The following is a 16,421-nucleotide window of genomic DNA, read 5'->3' as shown; positions in this document are numbered from 1 at the left end:
CGGGAGGCGGCGGGAAGAACTGCGACGGCGTCCACAAAGCACGGTGGCCGCGGAAAGAGTCATGCGCGGGCTGCCGCCCGCGGTCACCCCGCCCCGCCGCGCTGCGCGCGTCGACCCGCCCCCTCAAGGGGCGGGTGGTACGTGTGGGTCGGGTGGAGCATCGAGGTCGGTTCGCATCATCCTGGACCAGCGAGGCAGGCAAGCGCCGAACCGGGAAAGGGTAGAATCCTGTCCCCGTCGTCGCCCGGCTTGACCGGGCGATCCATCACACAACCGGCCCTAGCGGTTGGGATGGATGGCCCGGTCAAGCCGGGCCATGACGGCTGTGGCGGTACGCGGACACACTCCTCACGGTTCGCCGTCCGGTGGACGGTGCCGATGTACCCGATGACGTACCGCCTCCGTGGTCGGGCCTCTGTGAACCCGTATCCGGCTTCAGTTCTCACGCCACCCGGTTCGGCGGCTCCCGTCCCTCGAAGAAGGCGTCGAGGTTCTCCACGCACAGCATGCCCATGCCCGTGCGCGTCTCGAGCGTCGCGGTGCCGAGGTGGGGCAGCAGGGCGACGTTCGGCAGCGACCGGTAGCGCGGGTCGAGCGCCGGCTCGCCGCGGTAGACGTCGAGGCCCGCCGCCATCAAGCGGCCGCCCTTCAGCGCGGTGATGAGGGCGTCGTCGTCGACGAGGTCCCCGCGCGCCGTGTTGACGACGACGGCGCCGGGCGGGAGCTGCGCGAGCGTTTCGGCGTTGACGAGGTTGCGCGTCTCCGGGCCCGAGGGGGCGTGCAAAGAGAGGACGTCGGAGACGGCGAGCAGATCCTCCAGGCGGGCGTGGTAGGTCGCCTTCGGCAGGTCGGGGCCGGACTTCGGCCGGGGGCCGTGCCAGTGCACCTCCATGCCGAAGGCGAGCGCGCGGCGGGCCACCGCCTGGCCGATGCCGCCGAAGCCGACGAGGCCGAGGCGACGGCCCTGCAGGCCCATGCCGAGGAGTTGCGTCGGCCGCCAGCCGGGCCACGTGTCGGTGCGCACCATCGCCTCGCCCTCGGAGGCGCGGCGGGTGGCGGCGAGGATGAGCAGGAAGGCGATGTCGGCGGTCGCCTCGACGACGGCGCCCGGCGTGTTGGTGACGACGAGGCCGCGGCTCTTGGCGGCGGCGAGGTCGATGTGGTCGGTGCCGACCGAGCAGGTGGCGACCATGCGCACCGTCTTCGGCAGCCAGGCGATGACGTCGGCGGTGAGCTTTTCGAGCAGCGTCACCACGAGGGCGTCACACCCCTCGGCGCGGGCGAGGATTTCGGAAGCCGTGTAGAGCGTCTCGTCGTCGCCGAACGTCGTGCGGTAGCGCTCCGACAGCGCCGCCTCGACGGTGGCGGGCAGGCGCTTGTAGACGTGGATGGTCGGCTTCTCGGTCGGCTCTGCCGGCATCGGGCGCCGCTCCTCTCGCTCGGGTCTCGGGGGGCGCACCGTAAAGGCTGCCGGGGATGATCGACAACCTCCGACGGCGCGCTCCCGTTCCGGGCGGATGCGCGGTCGGCAGCGCTCGGCGGTTCGCTCAGCCTTGTGGCGCCGAGGTCATCCAGCCGAGCACGGCGCCGGTCGGGTCCTTGACGATGCCGATGCGGCCCACGGTCGGAACGTCGAAGGGCTGCTGCAGGATGGTCGCGCCGGCTTGGGCGGCGGCGGCGCAGCGGGCGTCGACGTCGTCGACCTCGACATAGGAGAACCAGTGGGAGGGGATGCCGTCGAACTGCGGGCCGTCCATGGTGAAGATGCCGGCGACGGGCTGCCCGCCGACCTTGGCGAGGCGATAGGTGATGTCGCCCATCGGCATCGCCTCGATCTCCCAGCCGAGCGTTTTCTCGTAGAAGGCCGCCGCCGCCTCCGGCTCGCGGGTGTTGAGTTCGGTCCAGACGATCGTTCCGTGCTCCGCCATGTCGCCCTCCCTTGAAGGCCGCGTCCTTCGCGCGGCGGGAGAAGGCTGCCCGCCCTTCGTGGCGGCCGTGCGACGGGCTGGCGCGGGGCCGGGGACGGACTGGCGCTCGCCGCAAGCGTTATGTAGTCTGACTGCATAACGCTTATTGGACTCCCGCCTTGGCGCTCACCACCACCCTCACCGTCCGCCGCGATCCCGCCGTCCGCCTGGGCGAGGACCGGGTGCGGCTGCTCGAGGCGATCCGCGACGAGGGCTCGATCGCCGCCGCCGCTCGCCGGGTCGGGCTCTCCTACAAGGGCGCCTGGGACGCGGTGAATGCGCTCAACAACCTGTTCGACCGCCCCCTCGTCGCCGCCCGGCCGGGCGGGCGCGCCGGCGGCGGCGCCGGACTGACGCCTGAGGGCGAGGACGCGCTGCGGGCGCTGACGATGATCGAGGCGGAGCTCTCCGCCGCCGTCGGCAGGCTGGAGCGTCACCTCGGCCGCGGCGCCGCCAGCCTTCCCTCCCTGCTCTGGAGCTTGTCGATGCGAACGAGTGCCCGCAATGCGCTGCGCGGTGTCGTGGAAAGCGTCACCGACGGCCCGGTGAACGCCTCGGTGGCGTTGAAGGTGTCGGACACGGTGACGATCACCGCGGTGATCACGCGCGAGAGCGTCGCCGACCTCGGGCTCGCGCCGGGCGTGGCGGCGGTGGCGCTGATCAAGTCGACCTTCGTCATCCTGGCGCCGGGGGCGAGCCCGCCGCGCACCTCGGCGCGCAACGCGCTTTCCGGCACCGTCGCCGCCGTCAGCGACGGGGCGGTGTCCTCCGAGGTGGCGCTCGACATCGGCGGCGGCAAGACGATCGTCGCCGTGATCACGCGGGAGAGCGCCGACGACTTCGCCTTCAAGGTCGGCGATCCGGCGACGGCGCTGGTGAAGGCCTCGCACGTCATCCTCGCCGTCGACTGAGCGCGGCCGCCTGAGTGCAGCCGGTTGATCCTCCTCCCCTCGACGCAGCCCGGAGACCCTGCCGATGCGATCCCTCCGCACCCTTCTCGCCGCCGGCGTGCTCGCCATCGCCGGCCTCGCCACCCCCCTCGCCGCTCGGCAGGCGCGGGCGGCGGACCCGATCGTCGTCTTCGCCGCGGCGAGCCTGAAGGGTGCGCTCGACGGGGCGGTGGCGCTCTACGAGGCCGAGGGCGGGGCGCCGGTCACCGTCTCCTATGCCGGCTCCTCGGCGCTCGCCCGGCAGATCGAGAGCGGTGCGCCGGCCGACGTGTTCATCTCCGCCGACCTCGACTGGATGAAGTACCTCGCCGGCAAGAGCCTCGTGCGGGCCGGGACGGAGCGGCGGCTGCTCGGCAACCGCCTCGTGCTGATCGCGCCGAAGGACGGCGCAAGGGCGGTTGAGATCGGGCCGGGCTTCGCGCTCGCCGCCGCCCTCGGCGACGGGCGGCTGGTGCTGTGCGACCTCGCGGTGCCGTGCGGCAAGTACGGCAAGGCGGCGCTGGAAGGCCTCGGCGTCTGGGGCTCGGTCGAGGGCCGCATCGCGTTTGCCGAGAACGTCCGGGCGGCGCTCGCCTTCGTGTCGCGCGGCGAGGCGCCCTACGGCATCGTCTACGCCACCGACGCCGCCGCCGATCCGGCGGTCGCGGTCGTCGGCACCTTCCCCGAGGACAGTCATCCGCCGATCGTCTATCCGGTCGCGGTGACGGCCGAGTCGCAGAACCCGGCGGCGGCGGCCTTCGTCGAGTTCCTCGCCACGCCGAAGGCCGGCGCGGTGTTCGAGAAGGCCGGCTTCACCGTGCTCGGCGAGCGGGCGGGCACGAACTGAGGCGAGAGGGGCGCGGCGTCGATGGCGAGGACGGCGGACGTCACTCTTTCCCCCATTGTGAGGTCATTCCCGAACTTGTGCCGGGAACCCATTCGTCCGCCGCTGTCGAGCGGCCGGCGGTGGAGCGCGTGGATGGCAATGGGTTCCCGGCACAAGGCCGGGAATGACTGCGGAGAGGGAAGTGCAAGCGGGGCCGGCCATGAGGGCTGGTGCTCCGGTCATTCAACCTGGTGCTCAAGACTGGACATGCGCCCACCCTCCCCTGGAGGGGGAGGGTCGACGCGCGCAGCGCGGCGGGGTGGGGTGACCCGCAGGCGGGAGCCCGCGCATGACTCACTTTTTTGCAGCCCTCGCAGCTTTTCCGCCGCCTCCCGGCGGCGCCACCCCACCCCGGCGACCTGCGGTCGCCGACCCTCCCCCTCAAGGGGAGGGTAAAGTGCCCGAACTCACCCCCGAGGAAACGACGGCGATCTGGCTGACGCTGCGGGTGGCGCTGGTGGCGGTGGCGGCGAGCCTGCCGGTGGCGATCCTGGTGGCGTGGATCCTGGCGCGGTGCCGGTTTCCCGGCATCATCCTGTTCGATGCGCTCGTCCATCTGCCGCTGACGCTGCCACCAGTGGTGACGGGCTTCCTGCTGCTGCTGGTCTTCGGCCGGCGGGCGCCGGTGGGCGCGTTCCTCGCCGAGCATTTCGGGCTCGTGTTCTCGTTCCGCTGGACGGGGGCGGCGCTCGCCGCCGCCGTGATGGGGTTCCCGCTGTTCGTGCGGGCGATCCGGCTGTCGATCGAGGCGGTCGACCGGCGGCTCGAGGATGCGGCCTCGACGCTCGGGGCGCCGCGGGTGCTGGTGGCGCTGACGGTGACGCTGCCGCTAATCCTGCCCGGCATCCTCGCCGGCGGCGTGCTGGCGTTTGCCCGCGCCATGGGCGAGTTCGGCGCGACCGTGACGTTCGTCTCGAACATTCCCGGCGAGACGCAGACGATCGCCTCGGCGATCTACACCTACACGCAGGTGCCCGGCGGCGACGGGCCGGCGCTGCGCCTGACGCTGATCTCGGTGGCGCTGTCGCTCGCCGCGCTCGTGCTGTCGGAGTTGCTGGCGCGCCGGACGCGGCGGGCGATCGGGCAGACGCGGCGGTGAGCGCACCCTCCGCAACCGAGCGCGGCAGCAGCGCTGCGCCCTCCGGCATCGGCACCGGCGCATGAGGCTCGAGGTCGACGTCCGCCATCTCCAGGGCGCCTTCCGGCTCGACGCGGCGTTCGCGAGCGACGCGGCCGTCACCGCGCTGTTCGGGCCTTCGGGATCGGGCAAGACGACGCTGGTCAACATCATCGCCGGGCTGATCCGGCCGTCGGAGGGCCGCGTGATGCTCGACGGCGAGGCGCTGTTCGATTCCGCCTGGCGCATCGACGTGCCCGTGCACAAGCGCGGCGTCGGCTACGTCTTCCAGGAGGCGCGGCTGTTCCCGCACCTCTCCGTCCGCTCGAACCTCGGCTACGGCCGACGCATGGCCTCGCTCGCCGGCCGGCGCGGGACGGCGGACGAGTTCGACCGGGTGGTGGCGCTGCTCGGCATCGTCCCCCTGCTCGACCGCAAGCCGGCCGGGCTGTCGGGTGGCGAGGCGCAGCGGGTGGCGATCGGGCGGGCGCTCTTGGCGCGGCCGCGGCTGCTTCTGATGGACGAGCCGCTGGCGGCCCTCGACGTCGCCCGCAAGGCGGAGATCCTGCCCTATCTCGAGAAGGTGGCGGCGGAGACGCGGGTGCCGATCGTCTATGTCAGCCACTCGGTGCCGGAGGTGGTGCGGCTCGCCGGAACCGTGGTGGCGATGGACCACGGGCGCGTCGTCGCCTGCGGGCCGGCCGACACGGTGATCGGCGGCCTCGACGCCACCGCCTCCGACGACGCCGGCGCGGTGCTCGATGCGGTGGTGGCGGGCGAGGAGCAGGACGGGCTGACGCGGCTCGACACCAACGCCGGGCCGCTGCTGGTGCCCGCCCTCGGCCGGCCGACCGGCGCGCGGCTCAGGCTGCTGGTGCGCGCCCGCGACGTGCTGCTGGCGAGCGAGCCCCCGCGCGGCCTCAGCGCGCTCAACGTGCTGCCGGCGACGGTGACGGTGATCGGCGCGCCGCATGGCGCATCCGTCGAAGTGACGCTTGCCACCGGCACGGCGACGCTGCACGCGCGGCTGACGCGGCGCGCCCTCACCGAGCTCGCGCTCGCCCCCGGGCGGCCGTGCTTCGCCATCATCAAGGCCTCGACGCTCGCCGGCGATGGCGGCGCGCCGGCTCCGCCGGGCCATCTCGCGGACGCCTGAACGGCCACGGCCCGCGACGCCCCACGTGACCATCCGCGGCTGCGCTTGGCGAACACGGCGGACGACATCAGCCGACTTGGCAAAAAACTGCAAACGATTGCAGGCCTTCGCCGCCACCCCTAGAGTGGCGCCACGACCGCCGTCCGGGCGGCATTGGCAAACAGGGACAAGGAGCGCTCCGCAATGGGCAAGACGGTGATCCGCAACGCCACGATCATCAGCATGGACATCGCCGTCGGCGACCTCGCCTGCGGCGACATCCTCGTCGATGGCGACGCCATCGCCGAGATCGCCCCCTCGATTGGGGCGGTCGAGGGGGCCGAGGAGATCGACGGCACCGGCACGATCGCCATTCCCGGCCTCGTCAACGCCCACATGCACACCTGGCAGACGGGGCTGAAGGGTGCGGGCTCCGACTGGACGATGGGCCAGTACATCCGGGCGATGCACGCGGGCCTAGCGACCCACTTCCGCCCCGACGATATCCGCATCGGCACGCTCGCCGGCGCGCTCAACCAGATCGCCGGCGGCGTCACCACGCTCGCCGACTGGTGCCACAACAACCCGACGCCGGATCACACCGAGGCCGGCCTCGACGGACTGGAAGCCTCCGGCATCCGCGCCGTCTTCCTGCACGGCTCGCCGAAGCCCGACCCGAAGCCCGGCCAGAAGCACTTCAGCGAGGTGCCGATGCCGCGCTCGGAGGTGGAACGCCTGCGCAAGGGGCGGCTCGCCAGCGACGACGCCCTCATAACCCTCGGCCTCGCCATCCTCGGCCCGTACTATTCGACCTACGAGGTCAGCGTCACCGACCTCGAGCTCGGCCGCGAGTTCGACCTCGTCACCAGCTGCCACGCCAGCGGCAAGGCGATGAACCCCGACGGCTTCGAGCGGCTGGTCGCCGCCGGCCTCGTCGACGGCCGCCTCAATGTCGTCCACGCCAACGACTTCCCCGACGACCGCATCAAGTGCCTGGTCGATGCCGGCGCGAACTTCACGGTGACGGCGGAAGTCGAGCTGCAGATGGGCTTCGGCGACGCCATCACCGGCCGGCTGACGGCGCTCGGCGCGCCCTGCTCGATCGGCGTCGACGTCGAATCGGCGGTGACCGGCTCGATGTTCGCCCACACGCGCTTCACCCTTCAGGCGCAGCGCAACGCCGACACGCTGACGACGCAGCGCACCGGCACGGCGCCGGGGCCCTTCCTCACCACCCGCGACGCGCTGCGCTGGGCGACGATGGACGGCGCGCGGATGCTGCGCCTCGACCACCGCATCGGCTCGCTCACGCCCGGCAAGCAGGCCGACATTGTGCTGGTGCGCCGCGACGCGCTGAACACCGCCTCGGTGATCGACCCGGTCAGCATCGTCGTCAACTATGCCGAGCCGGCGAACGTCGACACCGTGCTGATCGCCGGCGAGGTGAAGAAGCGGGCGGGCCGGCTCGTCGCCGGCGGGATCGACGGGATCATCGCCGACCTGCGCAGCTCCGGCCGGCGCATCCTAACCGACGCGGGGCTGCTGCAGTAATCGCGCTGCCGCAGCCGGCAGCCGAGACGCCTGCGGACAGGCGTCTCGGCGACTGCCGCCTCAGCCGATGACGTGGAAGCCGCGCGGAAAGCGCTGCAGCGGCTCGAAGCCGGTCTCGGTCACCAGCATGAGGTGGCCGGTCTGCACGCCGGCGCGGCGGTCGCGGGTGACGATGTTCGGCTGCACGACGAGCATCATGCCGGCCTCGAGCTTCATGTCCGGCACATTCGCCGAGGGACGGCTGGCGCAGCCGAGGATGGGCGGGAAGTAGCCGCCGCCATAGCCGTGCACGAGGTCGTCGATGATGGTGAAGCCGGCGTCCTCGATGCCGTGCGAGGCGGCGACGAGCTCGGCCGGCGTCGTGCCGGCGCGCACCTTCGCCGTCACCGCGTCGAAGACGGCATCCGCACAGGCGTGCAGCTCGCGGTAGAGGGCGTTCGGCTCGGTGCCGACGGCGAAGGTGCGCAGCACCTGGCCGGAATGATCCCAGAACTGCGCGCTGATCTCGCAGACGAGCGCATCGCCGACGGCGAGCCGGCGCGAGGACGGGAACTGCCGGGGCACGCCGACCGAGGGGTCGGCCATCGGCGTCGTGCCGATATAGTGGAGCGCGTTGGTGCCGCCGAGCCTGACGTACGGCGCCTCGACGAGGGCGCCGAGTTCCTTCTCGGTCATGCCGGGTTTCGCCCGCTCGGCGAGCGAGGCTGCGCCGAGGTCGCTCATCGCTGCGGCGAAGCGGAACCACGGCATCTCCTCGGCCGACTTGACGTAGCGCATCTTCGAATAGGCGGCGTTGAGGTCGACCACCGTGCCTGCGGCGGCGAGGCTCGCGTGCTGGGAGGCCGAGAGCGATCCGACGAGGCCGATGCGCTTCGCCCCCGGCTTGTCGGAGGCGAGCGCCGCAAGAGCGTGGCCGAGGCCGGACTTGCCGCCCCATTCGACCTCGCAGGTGTCGGCGAGCTTCGCCGCCAGCGGCTGGTGGTTCACGTGCTGCACCCAGAGCTTCATCGGCCGGCCGGGCACGAGCAGCGTCACCGCGTCGGCGGTGGTCGGCCAGCCGGTCAGCCAGAAGGTCGTCGTGCCGGCCTTTTGCGCATGGGCGACGATGATGGCGTCGAGGCCCTGAGCCTCGCAGAGATCGTCGAAGCGCTTCCGCCGCCGCGCCATCTCCTCGGCGCTGAAGCGGGGATATTCGGCGTCGATGAGGGCGGCGAACTCCGCCTCGACGGTGGCGGTCAGGCTGGCGAGGGTGGGCAGCATTGGTCCTCCCGGGGGGTTGTTCTGCGGTGCGGGGCCAGAGGCGGCATCCCGTCCGTCATTTCTTTGGTCGCTCGGAGAGAGGTTTAGCGCCCCGCGAGCGCTCTGCATACACCTTGCGGCATACGGTGCACACGCTCAGCGACGCGTGAACCTGCCTCGCCCGTTTCACGGGAAGCCTTCCCGTCAGGACCGGGGGCGGAGCGGGAAGATCGCCACCACCAGCGCCACGTCGATGACGGCGAGTGCCACCAGCACGCCGATCGTCGCGTCGGCGCCCGCGCGCTCGATCAGCACGGCGCCCACCGAGGGCGAGACCGCCATGGTGACGAGGATCGGCATCGCCATGCGGCCCATCAGCGGTGCGTAGCCGTCGGCGCCGAAGAGGGCGAGCGGCAGGGTGCCCCGCGCGATCGACTTGATGCCCATGCCGGCGCCGTAGAACACGAAGGCGGCGGCGAGCAGGGCCGGCATCCCCGTCCACAGCAAGGCGACGCCGGTGGCGACGCAGAGCGTCGAGGCGAGCATCGTCCACAGCGGGTGATAGCGCTTGCCGATGACGCTCTCGACGATGCGGGCGGCGACCTGCGACGGCCCGATGAGGGCGCCGAAGCCGACGGCGGCGGCGAGCGCGACGCCGCGCGCCTCCATCAGCGTGATCAGGTGGACGGAAACGATCGAAGCGATCACCGAGGAGAGCGTGAACGCCGCCGCCGTCAGCATGAACAGCGGGGAGAACACTTGTGATCGGGCGGGGGCGCGGGGCGCTGAATGCTGCTCCCCCTCCCCTGTCGCCGGCGCCTTTGCATGCACCACCTCCCGGCGTGCCTCGCGCGGGAAGGCGGCGAGGTAGAGGGGCACGGCGACGAGGATCAGCAGCGCCGCGAAGGCGAGGCAGGCGCCGCGCCAGCCCCATTCCGAGACGAACAGGGCGGCGAGCGGCCACGACACCGTGCTGGCGAAACCGGCCACGAGCGTCAGGTTGGTGATCTCGCGCCGCGCCGCGAGGCCGTGCAGGCGGCCGAGGGCGGCAAACGCCGCGTCGTAGAGCCCCGCCCCCATGCCGGCGCCGACGAGGCACCAGGCGGCGACATAGACGGGAAGGTTCGGCGAAAGCGCCATGACGACGAGGCCGAGCGCGATGGTCGCCGCCCCCGTCGCCAGCACCGGCCGGCCGCCGCGCGCCTCGATGACGTCGCCGACGCGCGGCGAGACGAGGCCCGAGACGAGGAGGGCGAGCGAGAAGGCGCCGACCACCCACGGCAGCGGCCAGCCGGTGTCGGCGACGGTGGGCTTGGCCAGCACCGCCGGCAGATAGAACGAGGAGCCCCAGGCGAGGATCTGCGCCACGCCGATCGCCGGCACGCGCAGATGGTCGGTGAGGCTGCGCCGGGGCGTCGCGGTCATGGCGGGCTCACGACGCGGACCGGCGGCCGCCGACCGGCCGCGGCCGGGCGTCGTCACTCAGGTGGCGGGATCGGGGAAAGACGACGGACATCGCGGATGCACTCGCCGCGGACGCTACACCGCTTCGTCGGCGCCGAAAATCCTCGGTGAAAATCGTCGCTTCCGCGCCGGGGAGACTGGCGGCGGCCGATTCGGCGGTCTATCCCGCGACAGGACCGGCGCAAGCCGGTCAGACTGCCCAAGGTGCGGCCGGCGCGAGCCGGTCGGACTGCCAGGACGTGACCGGCGCGAGCCGGTCGGACTGCCCGCGACCGGGCCGGCATCGCCGGCCCGTGTGCCGAGGCCGGCGCCGATCCCTCGGCGTGCGACCGCCCCGCCGAGGACGACCGATGCCCGACGCCGCGCCGCCCGTCCCGACCCGCCGCCCGGCGATCGGCGTTTCCGTCGCCTGCTGGCGGCAGGGTCGCGTGCTGGTGGTGCAGCGCGGGCGACCGCCGCTGAAGGGGATGTGGAGCCTGCCCGGCGGCCATGTCGAGTATGGCGAGGCGATCCGCGCCGCCGCGGCGCGAGAGCTCGCCGAGGAGACCGGCGTCACCGCCGACATCGTCGGCATCGTCGACGCGCTGGACGTCATGGTGGCGGCGCCGGCGGCCAGCGCGGATGACCCGCCGGCGCACCACTTCGTGCTCGCCGTCTACGCCGCCCGCTGGCGCGCCGGCGAGCCGGTGGCCGGCGACGACGCCGCGGTCGCCCTGTTCCTGGCCCCCGACGAGGCGCTGGCCCTCGACCTCACCCCCGGCGCCGCCGCCGTCATCACCGCCAGCCGGGTGCTGGTCGGCGACGCCGGCTGAGGGAGAGCGGCTGCCGGCCGGCACGCCGCCCTTCAGCGTCCACCCCTCCCCTCCATCGTCACCCCGGACAAGCGAGCCAAAGGCGAGCGCCGATCCGGGGCCCAGCGCAAGAATGGTCGCGCGGGACGCGCGACGCTTCAGCAGCGCCCGTGGTTAAGAGGGGCGCGCCTCTGGCGCGCTCAAAGCCGCGCCTGCGGCGCGGTGTCTCTCCTGGATCCCGGATCAGGCGCTCGGCTCACGCCTCGCTGGTCCGGGATGACGGCGGTGGGTGGGGCGGCGCTCGGCAGCCCGCCGCCTCCCCACCCCGCTCACGCGGCGAGGCGTGGCACCAGGTCGGCGAGGGCGACGTGGCCGCGGAAGCCGCCGGAGCCGGCCGGCGCCTCGCCCGCCTCGATCGCGCGGGCGAAGTCGACGCCCGGATCGGCCTCGAGGCGCGCGACGAAGGCCGCCAGCCGCGGATGGGCGGCGAGGTCGCCGGCGTCGTGATAGGCCGCCCAGCGGACGATGCCGGCGAAGTAGGCGTCGGCCACCGTGCGGCGGTCGCCGGCGAGCCAGTCGCGGCCCTCCAGCATCGCGTCGAGCTGGCCGTGCGCCTTCGCCACCTGTTCGCGCCCGAGCGTGCGCAGCATCGCCTGCACGGGCGGGTCTTCCGCCATCTCGTAGGCCGTCCACAGCGGCGAGAAGGCCGCGAAGTAGGTGGTCGTGAGGTAGGACATCGCCTGGTTCAGCCGGTCGAAGTCCGCCGTTCCCTGGGCGGCGCCGAGGCGGTGGCCGGGGTCGCGGGCGACGAGCGCCGCGAGGATCGCGGCGCTCTCGGTGACGACGCGGCCGTCGTCCAGCATCAGCGCCGGCGTCTCACGGACCGGGTTGATGCGCGCGAAGGCCGGCCCCTGCACCTCGGCGGGCATCTCGACCCGAGAGAGGCGGTAGGGCGCGCCGAGCCACTCCAGCGCGACGATCGATCCGAACGAGCAGCCCTGCGGCACGCCGTAGAAAAGCACGGGTTCCATGATCTTCTCCTGTTGCTTTGATGCTTGGCCAAGCAGGAGCGGATATGCGGCGGCGCGGAGATGTTGTAAAGAATGCAGGATTTTGTAACCTGGTTACAAATTTTATACTTCGCCGCGCGGGGAAATGAGGAGCGGAGCCGATGAAGGACACGGTGTCCGGGTGCTCGATCGAGGAGGCGATGCGGCTGATCGGCGGCCGCTGGCGGACGCTCCTCATCTACTACCTGTCGAGCGGGCCGAAGCGCTTCAGCGAGCTTCGCCGCGACAATCCGGCGATCTCGCACCGCATGCTGACGCTCGATCTGCGCGAGCTCGAGGCGGCCGGCGTCGTCTCGCGCACCGTCCATCCCGGCGTGCCGCTGATGGTCGAGTATGCGCTGACCGAGGACGGGCGGGCGCTGGTGCCGCTCGTCGACGCGCTGGGCGACTGGTGGGAGGCGCTGGCGCGGCGGCGCGCCGGGGATCAGAGCGGGGCGGAGGTATCCGCCGCCGCCGAATAGCCCGCGCTCAGGCGGCGAGGTCGATGACGCGGGCGCGGATGGCGGCGTCGGGGCGCACCGTCATGCGGCAGACCGGGTTCACCTTTTCCGGCGCCAGCGTCTCGAAGGCGAAGCGGCGGGTCAGCGAAGCAAGGATCAGCACGCCCTCGGTCTGGGCGAAGCCGCCGCCCGGGCAGACGCGCGGGCCGAGGCCGAACGGCAGGTAGGTGTCGGCCTTCAGCTTCTTCTCGTTCTCCGGCAGGAAGCGCTCCGGGCGGAACACCTCCGGGTCCTTCCAGAACTTGTCGTGGCGGTGGACGAGCCAGGGAGACACCACCACGAGGTCGCCGGGCTCGACCTTGTGGTCGCGCATCTCGTCGGACCTGGTTGCGATGCGGGTGATGAAGGAAACCGGCGGATAGAGCCGCATCGTCTCCTTGAAGACGGCGCGGGTGTAGACCATGCGGGCGATGTGGGCGTACTCGATCGGCCCGTCGCCGCAGATCTCCTTCACCTCGGCGCGGATCTCGGCGGCGATCTCCGGCGTCTGCGACAGGATGAAGAACGACCACGCGAGCACGGACGCCGACGTCTCGTGGCCGGCGAGGAAGAACACGGCGATCTGGTCGATCAGCTCGTCGCGATCGAAGCGGGTGCCGGTCTCGCGGTCGCGCGCCGCCATGACGGCGCCGGCGAGGTCGTCGCCGTCGCGCACCTTGCCCGCCGCCTCCTCGGCCAGCCGCCGGTCGATCAGGCGGCCGAGCACGCCGCGGATCTCGCGGCAGGCGTTCACCACCGCCGGCACGTCGTCGAAGCTGCCGTTGGCGGGCGAGGAGATGATCGTCTTCGGGTTCACCTGCGGCACCACGTCCTGGTAGCGCTGGAAGGCGTCGAAGACACCGCGCGCGTCCGACGAGGCGAGCGGCTCGGAGAAGATCGTCCGGTAGATGGCGTCGGCCGTCACCCGGCTCATCGCCGCGTCGAGCTCGACCGGGCCCTTCGCGGCCGCGAGCTCACTGATGAGCGTGTCGACGGCGCCGACCATCTGCGGATAGGCGGTGGTCAGCCGCATGTGGGCGAAGGACGGCTCGATCATCCGCCGCTGCCGCTTCCAGGTGTGGCCGTTGGAGATGAAGATGCCGTCGCCGACGAGCGGCTTCAGCGCCGCCACCATCAGGTCGCTCTTCGGATAGTCCTCGGCCTTCTCGACGAGGATGCGGCGGATGAGCTTCGGGTCGTTGACGATCCAGATGCGCCGCTTGCCGATCGGCACCTTGCCCATCTTCAGCCGGTAGGCCTCGGCGGGTAGCAGGTTGAGGAGGTCGCGCTGGCGCAGGAACACCGCGCGCGCCAGGATCGCCGCCTCCGAGCGCCGCGCCGGCGCCGGCGGACGGTAGTTCGACGAGGGCGGCGGTTCGACCGGCACGGTGAGGTTCATCGGCGGGCGGGGTCCTGTTGGGGCGGAGGGTCGGCAGTCGGCAGTCGGCAGTGGAATGGCGGCGGTCGGATGGCGGCGGGCAACGGCCGCCCGAGACGGCAGACGGTCCGCAGGCGGCACGGTGGTGGTGTGGCGGGGGCGCGGGAGGTCGCCGCCGCCACGGAACGCCCCGCATCTAGCACCGCCCCCGCCCGCCCGCCTAGCCCCGAGGCGTGGCGGCGGCGCCACGGTCGGGGAAGGTTGAGGCTGCAACCGACGCGTGCCACGGAAGCGACATGATGTGGACGGGGGATGGGGGTGTCTCTCGGAGCGTCCCCCATGCTGCACCGCCTTCGCGTCCTCGCCGTCACTGCCTGTCTTGTGCCGCTGCTGGCGCCGTCGGCGATGGCGGATTTTGCAATCCACTGCCCCACCACGACAGACGGACAGTCTCTCCGCATGGCACAACATATTGCGTGGGCGGCAGATAAAGGCGGCGTCGTCTCACCCACAAAGGGTTGCTTGTTTTCGGAGAAAATCCATTTTTCCGTGAAAGGCGACATCAAAGATGGGGAAACTATTTTAGTATAACACTACTCAGACACGGATGAGTGTCCGAATTCAAACGAAGAAGGCCCGCCGGCATTCGCTACTTACTACCGCGATGAACATGGCTCTTATGTTGTGCCGCTCTGCGCTTCGCCTCCCTCCCGCACCATTGTCGAAGCATACATGAGACAGAAGGCCGAGTTGGAGCGTCTCGCACGGCAAAGTCCAAGAGATCTTGCGAAACAGACCGCGCTTGCGCGTTTCTTCATAGGCTGGAACGACTTGTCCCGCGCCGGGCCGGCCGTGGCGAAAGTTGCCGAATTGGCGCCCAGGGGGGCGGACACTCAACTCCTGCAAGGAGAACTTCTGCTGCTGTCGCGGCCCAACTGGCTGAAAGCACGAGAGCGTGGCCTTGTGGAATTGGCGAAGATCGCGGACTCGAGTCCGGTCGCACGCCTCCTCTTGGAGCGAACTCGCTCCGAAATCGCCTACGAGTCGCAGAAGCGACCGGACGGTGCATTCTCGTTGGACGCGAAGATGCCGGAAATCCGGGTATCGGGGCTCGATCTCGCGGGCCGCGACCTGACCGGGATATGGCTACCCGACGGAACGCTGCCCGATCTGCACGCCCCACGCTCGGACTGGACCGCAGCCGGCATCGACGGGCTGGACCTGACCCGTGCGAACCTGCAGGAAGCGATCTTCACCGAGTCCAATCTGGAAGGGACCAAGCTCGTCGGCGCGGACCTCCAGCGCGCCCGCTTCGTCCGCGCGGTCATCACCGAGGCGGACTTCACCGGCGCACGGATGCAACTCGCCGTGATGCGCCAGGTGGGCGCGATCGAAGCGAGGTTCACCAACGCGGATCTGCGCGGCGCCGAGGTTGGCGGCAACTTCAGCGCCGCAGACTTCACGAACGCCGATCTGCGCGGCGCCGACCTGCGCGAGGCCTCAGCGATCGAAGTCGCCGTGCTCGCCGGCGCCCGCTACGACTGCCAGACGCGCCTCCCCCGCGGCTTCCGCCCCGAGAAGCACGGCATGGTGTTCGCCGACAAGAGCGTCTGCATCGGCGGCGCACAGGCGGGGAAGTAGGCGAGGCCGACCACCTCCCCGCACACCACCGTCCGCAGCGCTCCTTCGGACGCCATCACACCGGGAGCAGCGACTACTCCCGGTCGCGCAGCGCCAGGAAGTTCGTGATCGTCTTGTCATCCTTGTCGATCGCGGAAATTGTGAAGAGCTCGCCGTTCTTGAGCATCAATCCGGCAATGCCCCTGAACTTCAAGGTATCCTTGCCGCGCTTGAGCTTGAGGTCCGAGGTGATCTCGCAGTTGCTGTCGACGCTGAGGGTGCCGGAGAGTTCCCAGTCCAGCGTCGTGCTGGCGACGCACTCGGACTTCTTGCTGATGTCGCCGGAGCGTGAGACGCCGAGGGAGCAAGCGGCCTGCTTGCCCTCCAGGATCGTCATCATCTGCCAGTCTCCGGCCATGTCGGACTCCTTGCAGCCGTTGGCGGAGGCGGCGGTGGGCAGGGCCAGACAGGCGCAGGCGATGGCGGTGGAAATGATCGAAGCGTGCTTCATGTGGATCCCCATCCGACACCGGTAAGCGTGGACCAACAGTATGTAGGCGGTTGCGGCATCGAACCGGGACAATGCCTGAACGGGCTCGCACGCGCGACTGCCTCGGGTTGTGAGCGGCCGACGCGCCACCCCCGCCTGCAGGCCGCTTCCTCTCGGACACCCCTTGCCGGTGCCAGCCCGCCACGCATGGGCCGGGCTGTCTCGCGAGAAGCGGACGGGAGTTGCCTTTCAAGACAAGCCGTCTGCTGCACCTGACGAAAGAAGACACCGAACGTCGGTCGCGC

16 protein-coding genes are annotated in these 16,421 nt (G+C 71.2%); 9 read left to right on the top strand and 7 right to left on the bottom strand.

The genetic code is table 11. The annotated features are described in order from the left end of the window. Nucleotides 1–442: 442 nt before the first annotated feature. Nucleotides 443–1,420, bottom strand: a complete 978-nt coding sequence (locus tag RUR49_RS25155; RefSeq protein WP_409149330.1) for a 2-hydroxyacid dehydrogenase — start codon at nucleotides 1,418–1,420, stop codon at nucleotides 443–445. Between the two features lie 127 nt (nucleotides 1,421–1,547). Beyond that, the gene (locus tag RUR49_RS25150) at nucleotides 1,548–1,928 is read right to left on the bottom strand and encodes a VOC family protein (RefSeq protein WP_409149328.1); all 381 of its coding nucleotides are present in this window, start codon (nucleotides 1,926–1,928) and stop codon (nucleotides 1,548–1,550) included. A gap of 158 nt (nucleotides 1,929–2,086) precedes the next feature. Here RUR49_RS25150 and RUR49_RS25145 point away from each other — a divergent pair, with 158 nt between their 5' ends. From RUR49_RS25145 to RUR49_RS25125, 5 genes are all read left to right on the top strand, one after another. Next, on the top strand, nucleotides 2,087–2,878 hold the full coding sequence (locus RUR49_RS25145; protein WP_409149326.1) for a TOBE domain-containing protein: 792 nt from the start codon (nucleotides 2,087–2,089) through the stop codon (nucleotides 2,876–2,878). Between the two features lie 64 nt (nucleotides 2,879–2,942). Next, nucleotides 2,943–3,743, top strand: coding sequence for a molybdate ABC transporter substrate-binding protein (modA, locus tag RUR49_RS25140; RefSeq protein ID WP_409149324.1), 801 nt, complete (start codon nucleotides 2,943–2,945; stop codon nucleotides 3,741–3,743). 436 nt (nucleotides 3,744–4,179) lie between these two features. Continuing rightward, nucleotides 4,180–4,881 carry a molybdate ABC transporter permease subunit gene (gene modB, locus RUR49_RS25135; protein ID WP_409149322.1) on the top strand — a complete coding sequence of 234 codons (702 nt, stop codon included), beginning with the start codon at nucleotides 4,180–4,182 and terminating at the stop codon, nucleotides 4,879–4,881. Between the two features lie 61 nt (nucleotides 4,882–4,942). Next, a complete protein-coding gene (modC, locus tag RUR49_RS25130) occupies nucleotides 4,943–6,055 on the top strand; it encodes a molybdenum ABC transporter ATP-binding protein (protein WP_409149320.1) in 1,113 nt (370 codons plus the stop codon). A gap of 183 nt (nucleotides 6,056–6,238) precedes the next feature. Continuing rightward, nucleotides 6,239–7,585 carry an amidohydrolase family protein gene (locus RUR49_RS25125; protein WP_409149318.1) on the top strand — a complete coding sequence of 449 codons (1,347 nt, stop codon included), beginning with the start codon at nucleotides 6,239–6,241 and terminating at the stop codon, nucleotides 7,583–7,585. 60 nt (nucleotides 7,586–7,645) lie between these two features. Here RUR49_RS25125 and RUR49_RS25120 read toward each other — a convergent pair whose 3' ends face one another. After that, nucleotides 7,646–8,845, bottom strand: a complete 1,200-nt coding sequence (locus RUR49_RS25120) for a M24 family metallopeptidase (RefSeq protein ID WP_409149316.1) — start codon at nucleotides 8,843–8,845, stop codon at nucleotides 7,646–7,648. A gap of 183 nt (nucleotides 8,846–9,028) precedes the next feature. Continuing rightward, nucleotides 9,029–10,249: an MFS transporter gene (locus tag RUR49_RS25115; protein WP_409149314.1), complete on the bottom strand. Its 1,221-nt coding sequence runs from the start codon at nucleotides 10,247–10,249 to the stop codon at nucleotides 9,029–9,031. Between the two features lie 389 nt (nucleotides 10,250–10,638). Between RUR49_RS25115 and RUR49_RS25110 the strand changes: the two genes are divergently transcribed. Continuing rightward, on the top strand, nucleotides 10,639–11,100 hold the full coding sequence (locus RUR49_RS25110; RefSeq protein WP_409149313.1) for an NUDIX hydrolase: 462 nt from the start codon (nucleotides 10,639–10,641) through the stop codon (nucleotides 11,098–11,100). A gap of 308 nt (nucleotides 11,101–11,408) precedes the next feature. On the opposite strand, the gene RUR49_RS25105 is transcribed toward RUR49_RS25110, so the two are convergent. Continuing rightward, nucleotides 11,409–12,110: a glutathione S-transferase family protein gene (locus RUR49_RS25105; RefSeq protein ID WP_409149311.1), complete on the bottom strand. Its 702-nt coding sequence runs from the start codon at nucleotides 12,108–12,110 to the stop codon at nucleotides 11,409–11,411. 140 nt (nucleotides 12,111–12,250) lie between these two features. Here RUR49_RS25105 and RUR49_RS25100 point away from each other — a divergent pair, with 140 nt between their 5' ends. After that, nucleotides 12,251–12,610 carry a winged helix-turn-helix transcriptional regulator gene (locus RUR49_RS25100; protein WP_409149309.1) on the top strand — a complete coding sequence of 120 codons (360 nt, stop codon included), beginning with the start codon at nucleotides 12,251–12,253 and terminating at the stop codon, nucleotides 12,608–12,610. Nucleotides 12,611–12,617: 7 nt separating this feature from the next. Here the strand turns inward: RUR49_RS25100 and RUR49_RS25095 are convergent, their stop codons facing one another. Beyond that, the gene (locus tag RUR49_RS25095; protein WP_409149307.1) at nucleotides 12,618–14,027 is read right to left on the bottom strand and encodes a cytochrome P450; all 1,410 of its coding nucleotides are present in this window, start codon (nucleotides 14,025–14,027) and stop codon (nucleotides 12,618–12,620) included. A gap of 318 nt (nucleotides 14,028–14,345) precedes the next feature. On the opposite strand from RUR49_RS25095, the gene RUR49_RS25090 reads away from it, so the two are divergent. Together RUR49_RS25090 and RUR49_RS25085 are read left to right on the top strand one after the other, a co-directional pair. Continuing rightward, a complete protein-coding gene (locus RUR49_RS25090; RefSeq protein WP_409149305.1) occupies nucleotides 14,346–14,597 on the top strand; it encodes a hypothetical protein in 252 nt (83 codons plus the stop codon). 141 nt (nucleotides 14,598–14,738) lie between these two features. After that, entirely contained in the window at nucleotides 14,739–15,647 is a 909-nt protein-coding gene (locus RUR49_RS25085) for a pentapeptide repeat-containing protein (protein WP_409149303.1), read from the top strand. Nucleotides 15,648–15,720: 73 nt separating this feature from the next. Here RUR49_RS25085 and RUR49_RS25080 read toward each other — a convergent pair whose 3' ends face one another. Continuing rightward, the gene (locus RUR49_RS25080) at nucleotides 15,721–16,137 is read right to left on the bottom strand and encodes a hypothetical protein (protein ID WP_409149301.1); all 417 of its coding nucleotides are present in this window, start codon (nucleotides 16,135–16,137) and stop codon (nucleotides 15,721–15,723) included. Nucleotides 16,138–16,421 lie beyond the last annotated feature (284 nt).

This window comes from Pseudoxanthobacter sp. M-2 (assembly GCF_046156265.1).
Taxonomy (GTDB): domain Bacteria; phylum Pseudomonadota; class Alphaproteobacteria; order Rhizobiales; family Segnochrobactraceae; genus CAMDHY01.
The sequence above is the reverse complement of the archived record's forward strand: the minus strand, read 5'-3'. Positions and strand labels throughout refer to the sequence as shown.

Excerpts from the sequence above, each read along its gene's own strand:
- RUR49_RS25090 (WP_409149305.1), top strand. The coding sequence starts at position 14,346 with ATGCTGCACCGCCTTCGCGTCCTCGCCGTCACTGCCTGTCTTGTGCCG.
- RUR49_RS25100 (WP_409149309.1), top strand. The coding sequence starts at position 12,251 with ATGAAGGACACGGTGTCCGGGTGCTCGATCGAGGAGGCGATGCGGCTG.
- RUR49_RS25080 (WP_409149301.1), bottom strand. The coding sequence starts at position 16,137 with ATGAAGCACGCTTCGATCATTTCCACCGCCATCGCCTGCGCCTGTCTG.
- modA (WP_409149324.1), top strand. The coding sequence starts at position 2,943 with ATGCGATCCCTCCGCACCCTTCTCGCCGCCGGCGTGCTCGCCATCGCC.
- RUR49_RS25110 (WP_409149313.1), top strand. The coding sequence starts at position 10,639 with ATGCCCGACGCCGCGCCGCCCGTCCCGACCCGCCGCCCGGCGATCGGC.
- modC (WP_409149320.1), top strand. The coding sequence starts at position 4,943 with ATGAGGCTCGAGGTCGACGTCCGCCATCTCCAGGGCGCCTTCCGGCTC.
- RUR49_RS25105 (WP_409149311.1), bottom strand. The coding sequence starts at position 12,110 with ATGGAACCCGTGCTTTTCTACGGCGTGCCGCAGGGCTGCTCGTTCGGA.
- RUR49_RS25155 (WP_409149330.1), bottom strand. The coding sequence starts at position 1,420 with ATGCCGGCAGAGCCGACCGAGAAGCCGACCATCCACGTCTACAAGCGC.
- RUR49_RS25125 (WP_409149318.1), top strand. The coding sequence starts at position 6,239 with ATGGGCAAGACGGTGATCCGCAACGCCACGATCATCAGCATGGACATC.
- RUR49_RS25120 (WP_409149316.1), bottom strand. The coding sequence starts at position 8,845 with ATGCTGCCCACCCTCGCCAGCCTGACCGCCACCGTCGAGGCGGAGTTC.
- RUR49_RS25095 (WP_409149307.1), bottom strand. The coding sequence starts at position 14,027 with ATGAACCTCACCGTGCCGGTCGAACCGCCGCCCTCGTCGAACTACCGT.
- RUR49_RS25085 (WP_409149303.1), top strand. The coding sequence starts at position 14,739 with ATGAGACAGAAGGCCGAGTTGGAGCGTCTCGCACGGCAAAGTCCAAGA.
- RUR49_RS25150 (WP_409149328.1), bottom strand. The coding sequence starts at position 1,928 with ATGGCGGAGCACGGAACGATCGTCTGGACCGAACTCAACACCCGCGAG.
- RUR49_RS25115 (WP_409149314.1), bottom strand. The coding sequence starts at position 10,249 with ATGACCGCGACGCCCCGGCGCAGCCTCACCGACCATCTGCGCGTGCCG.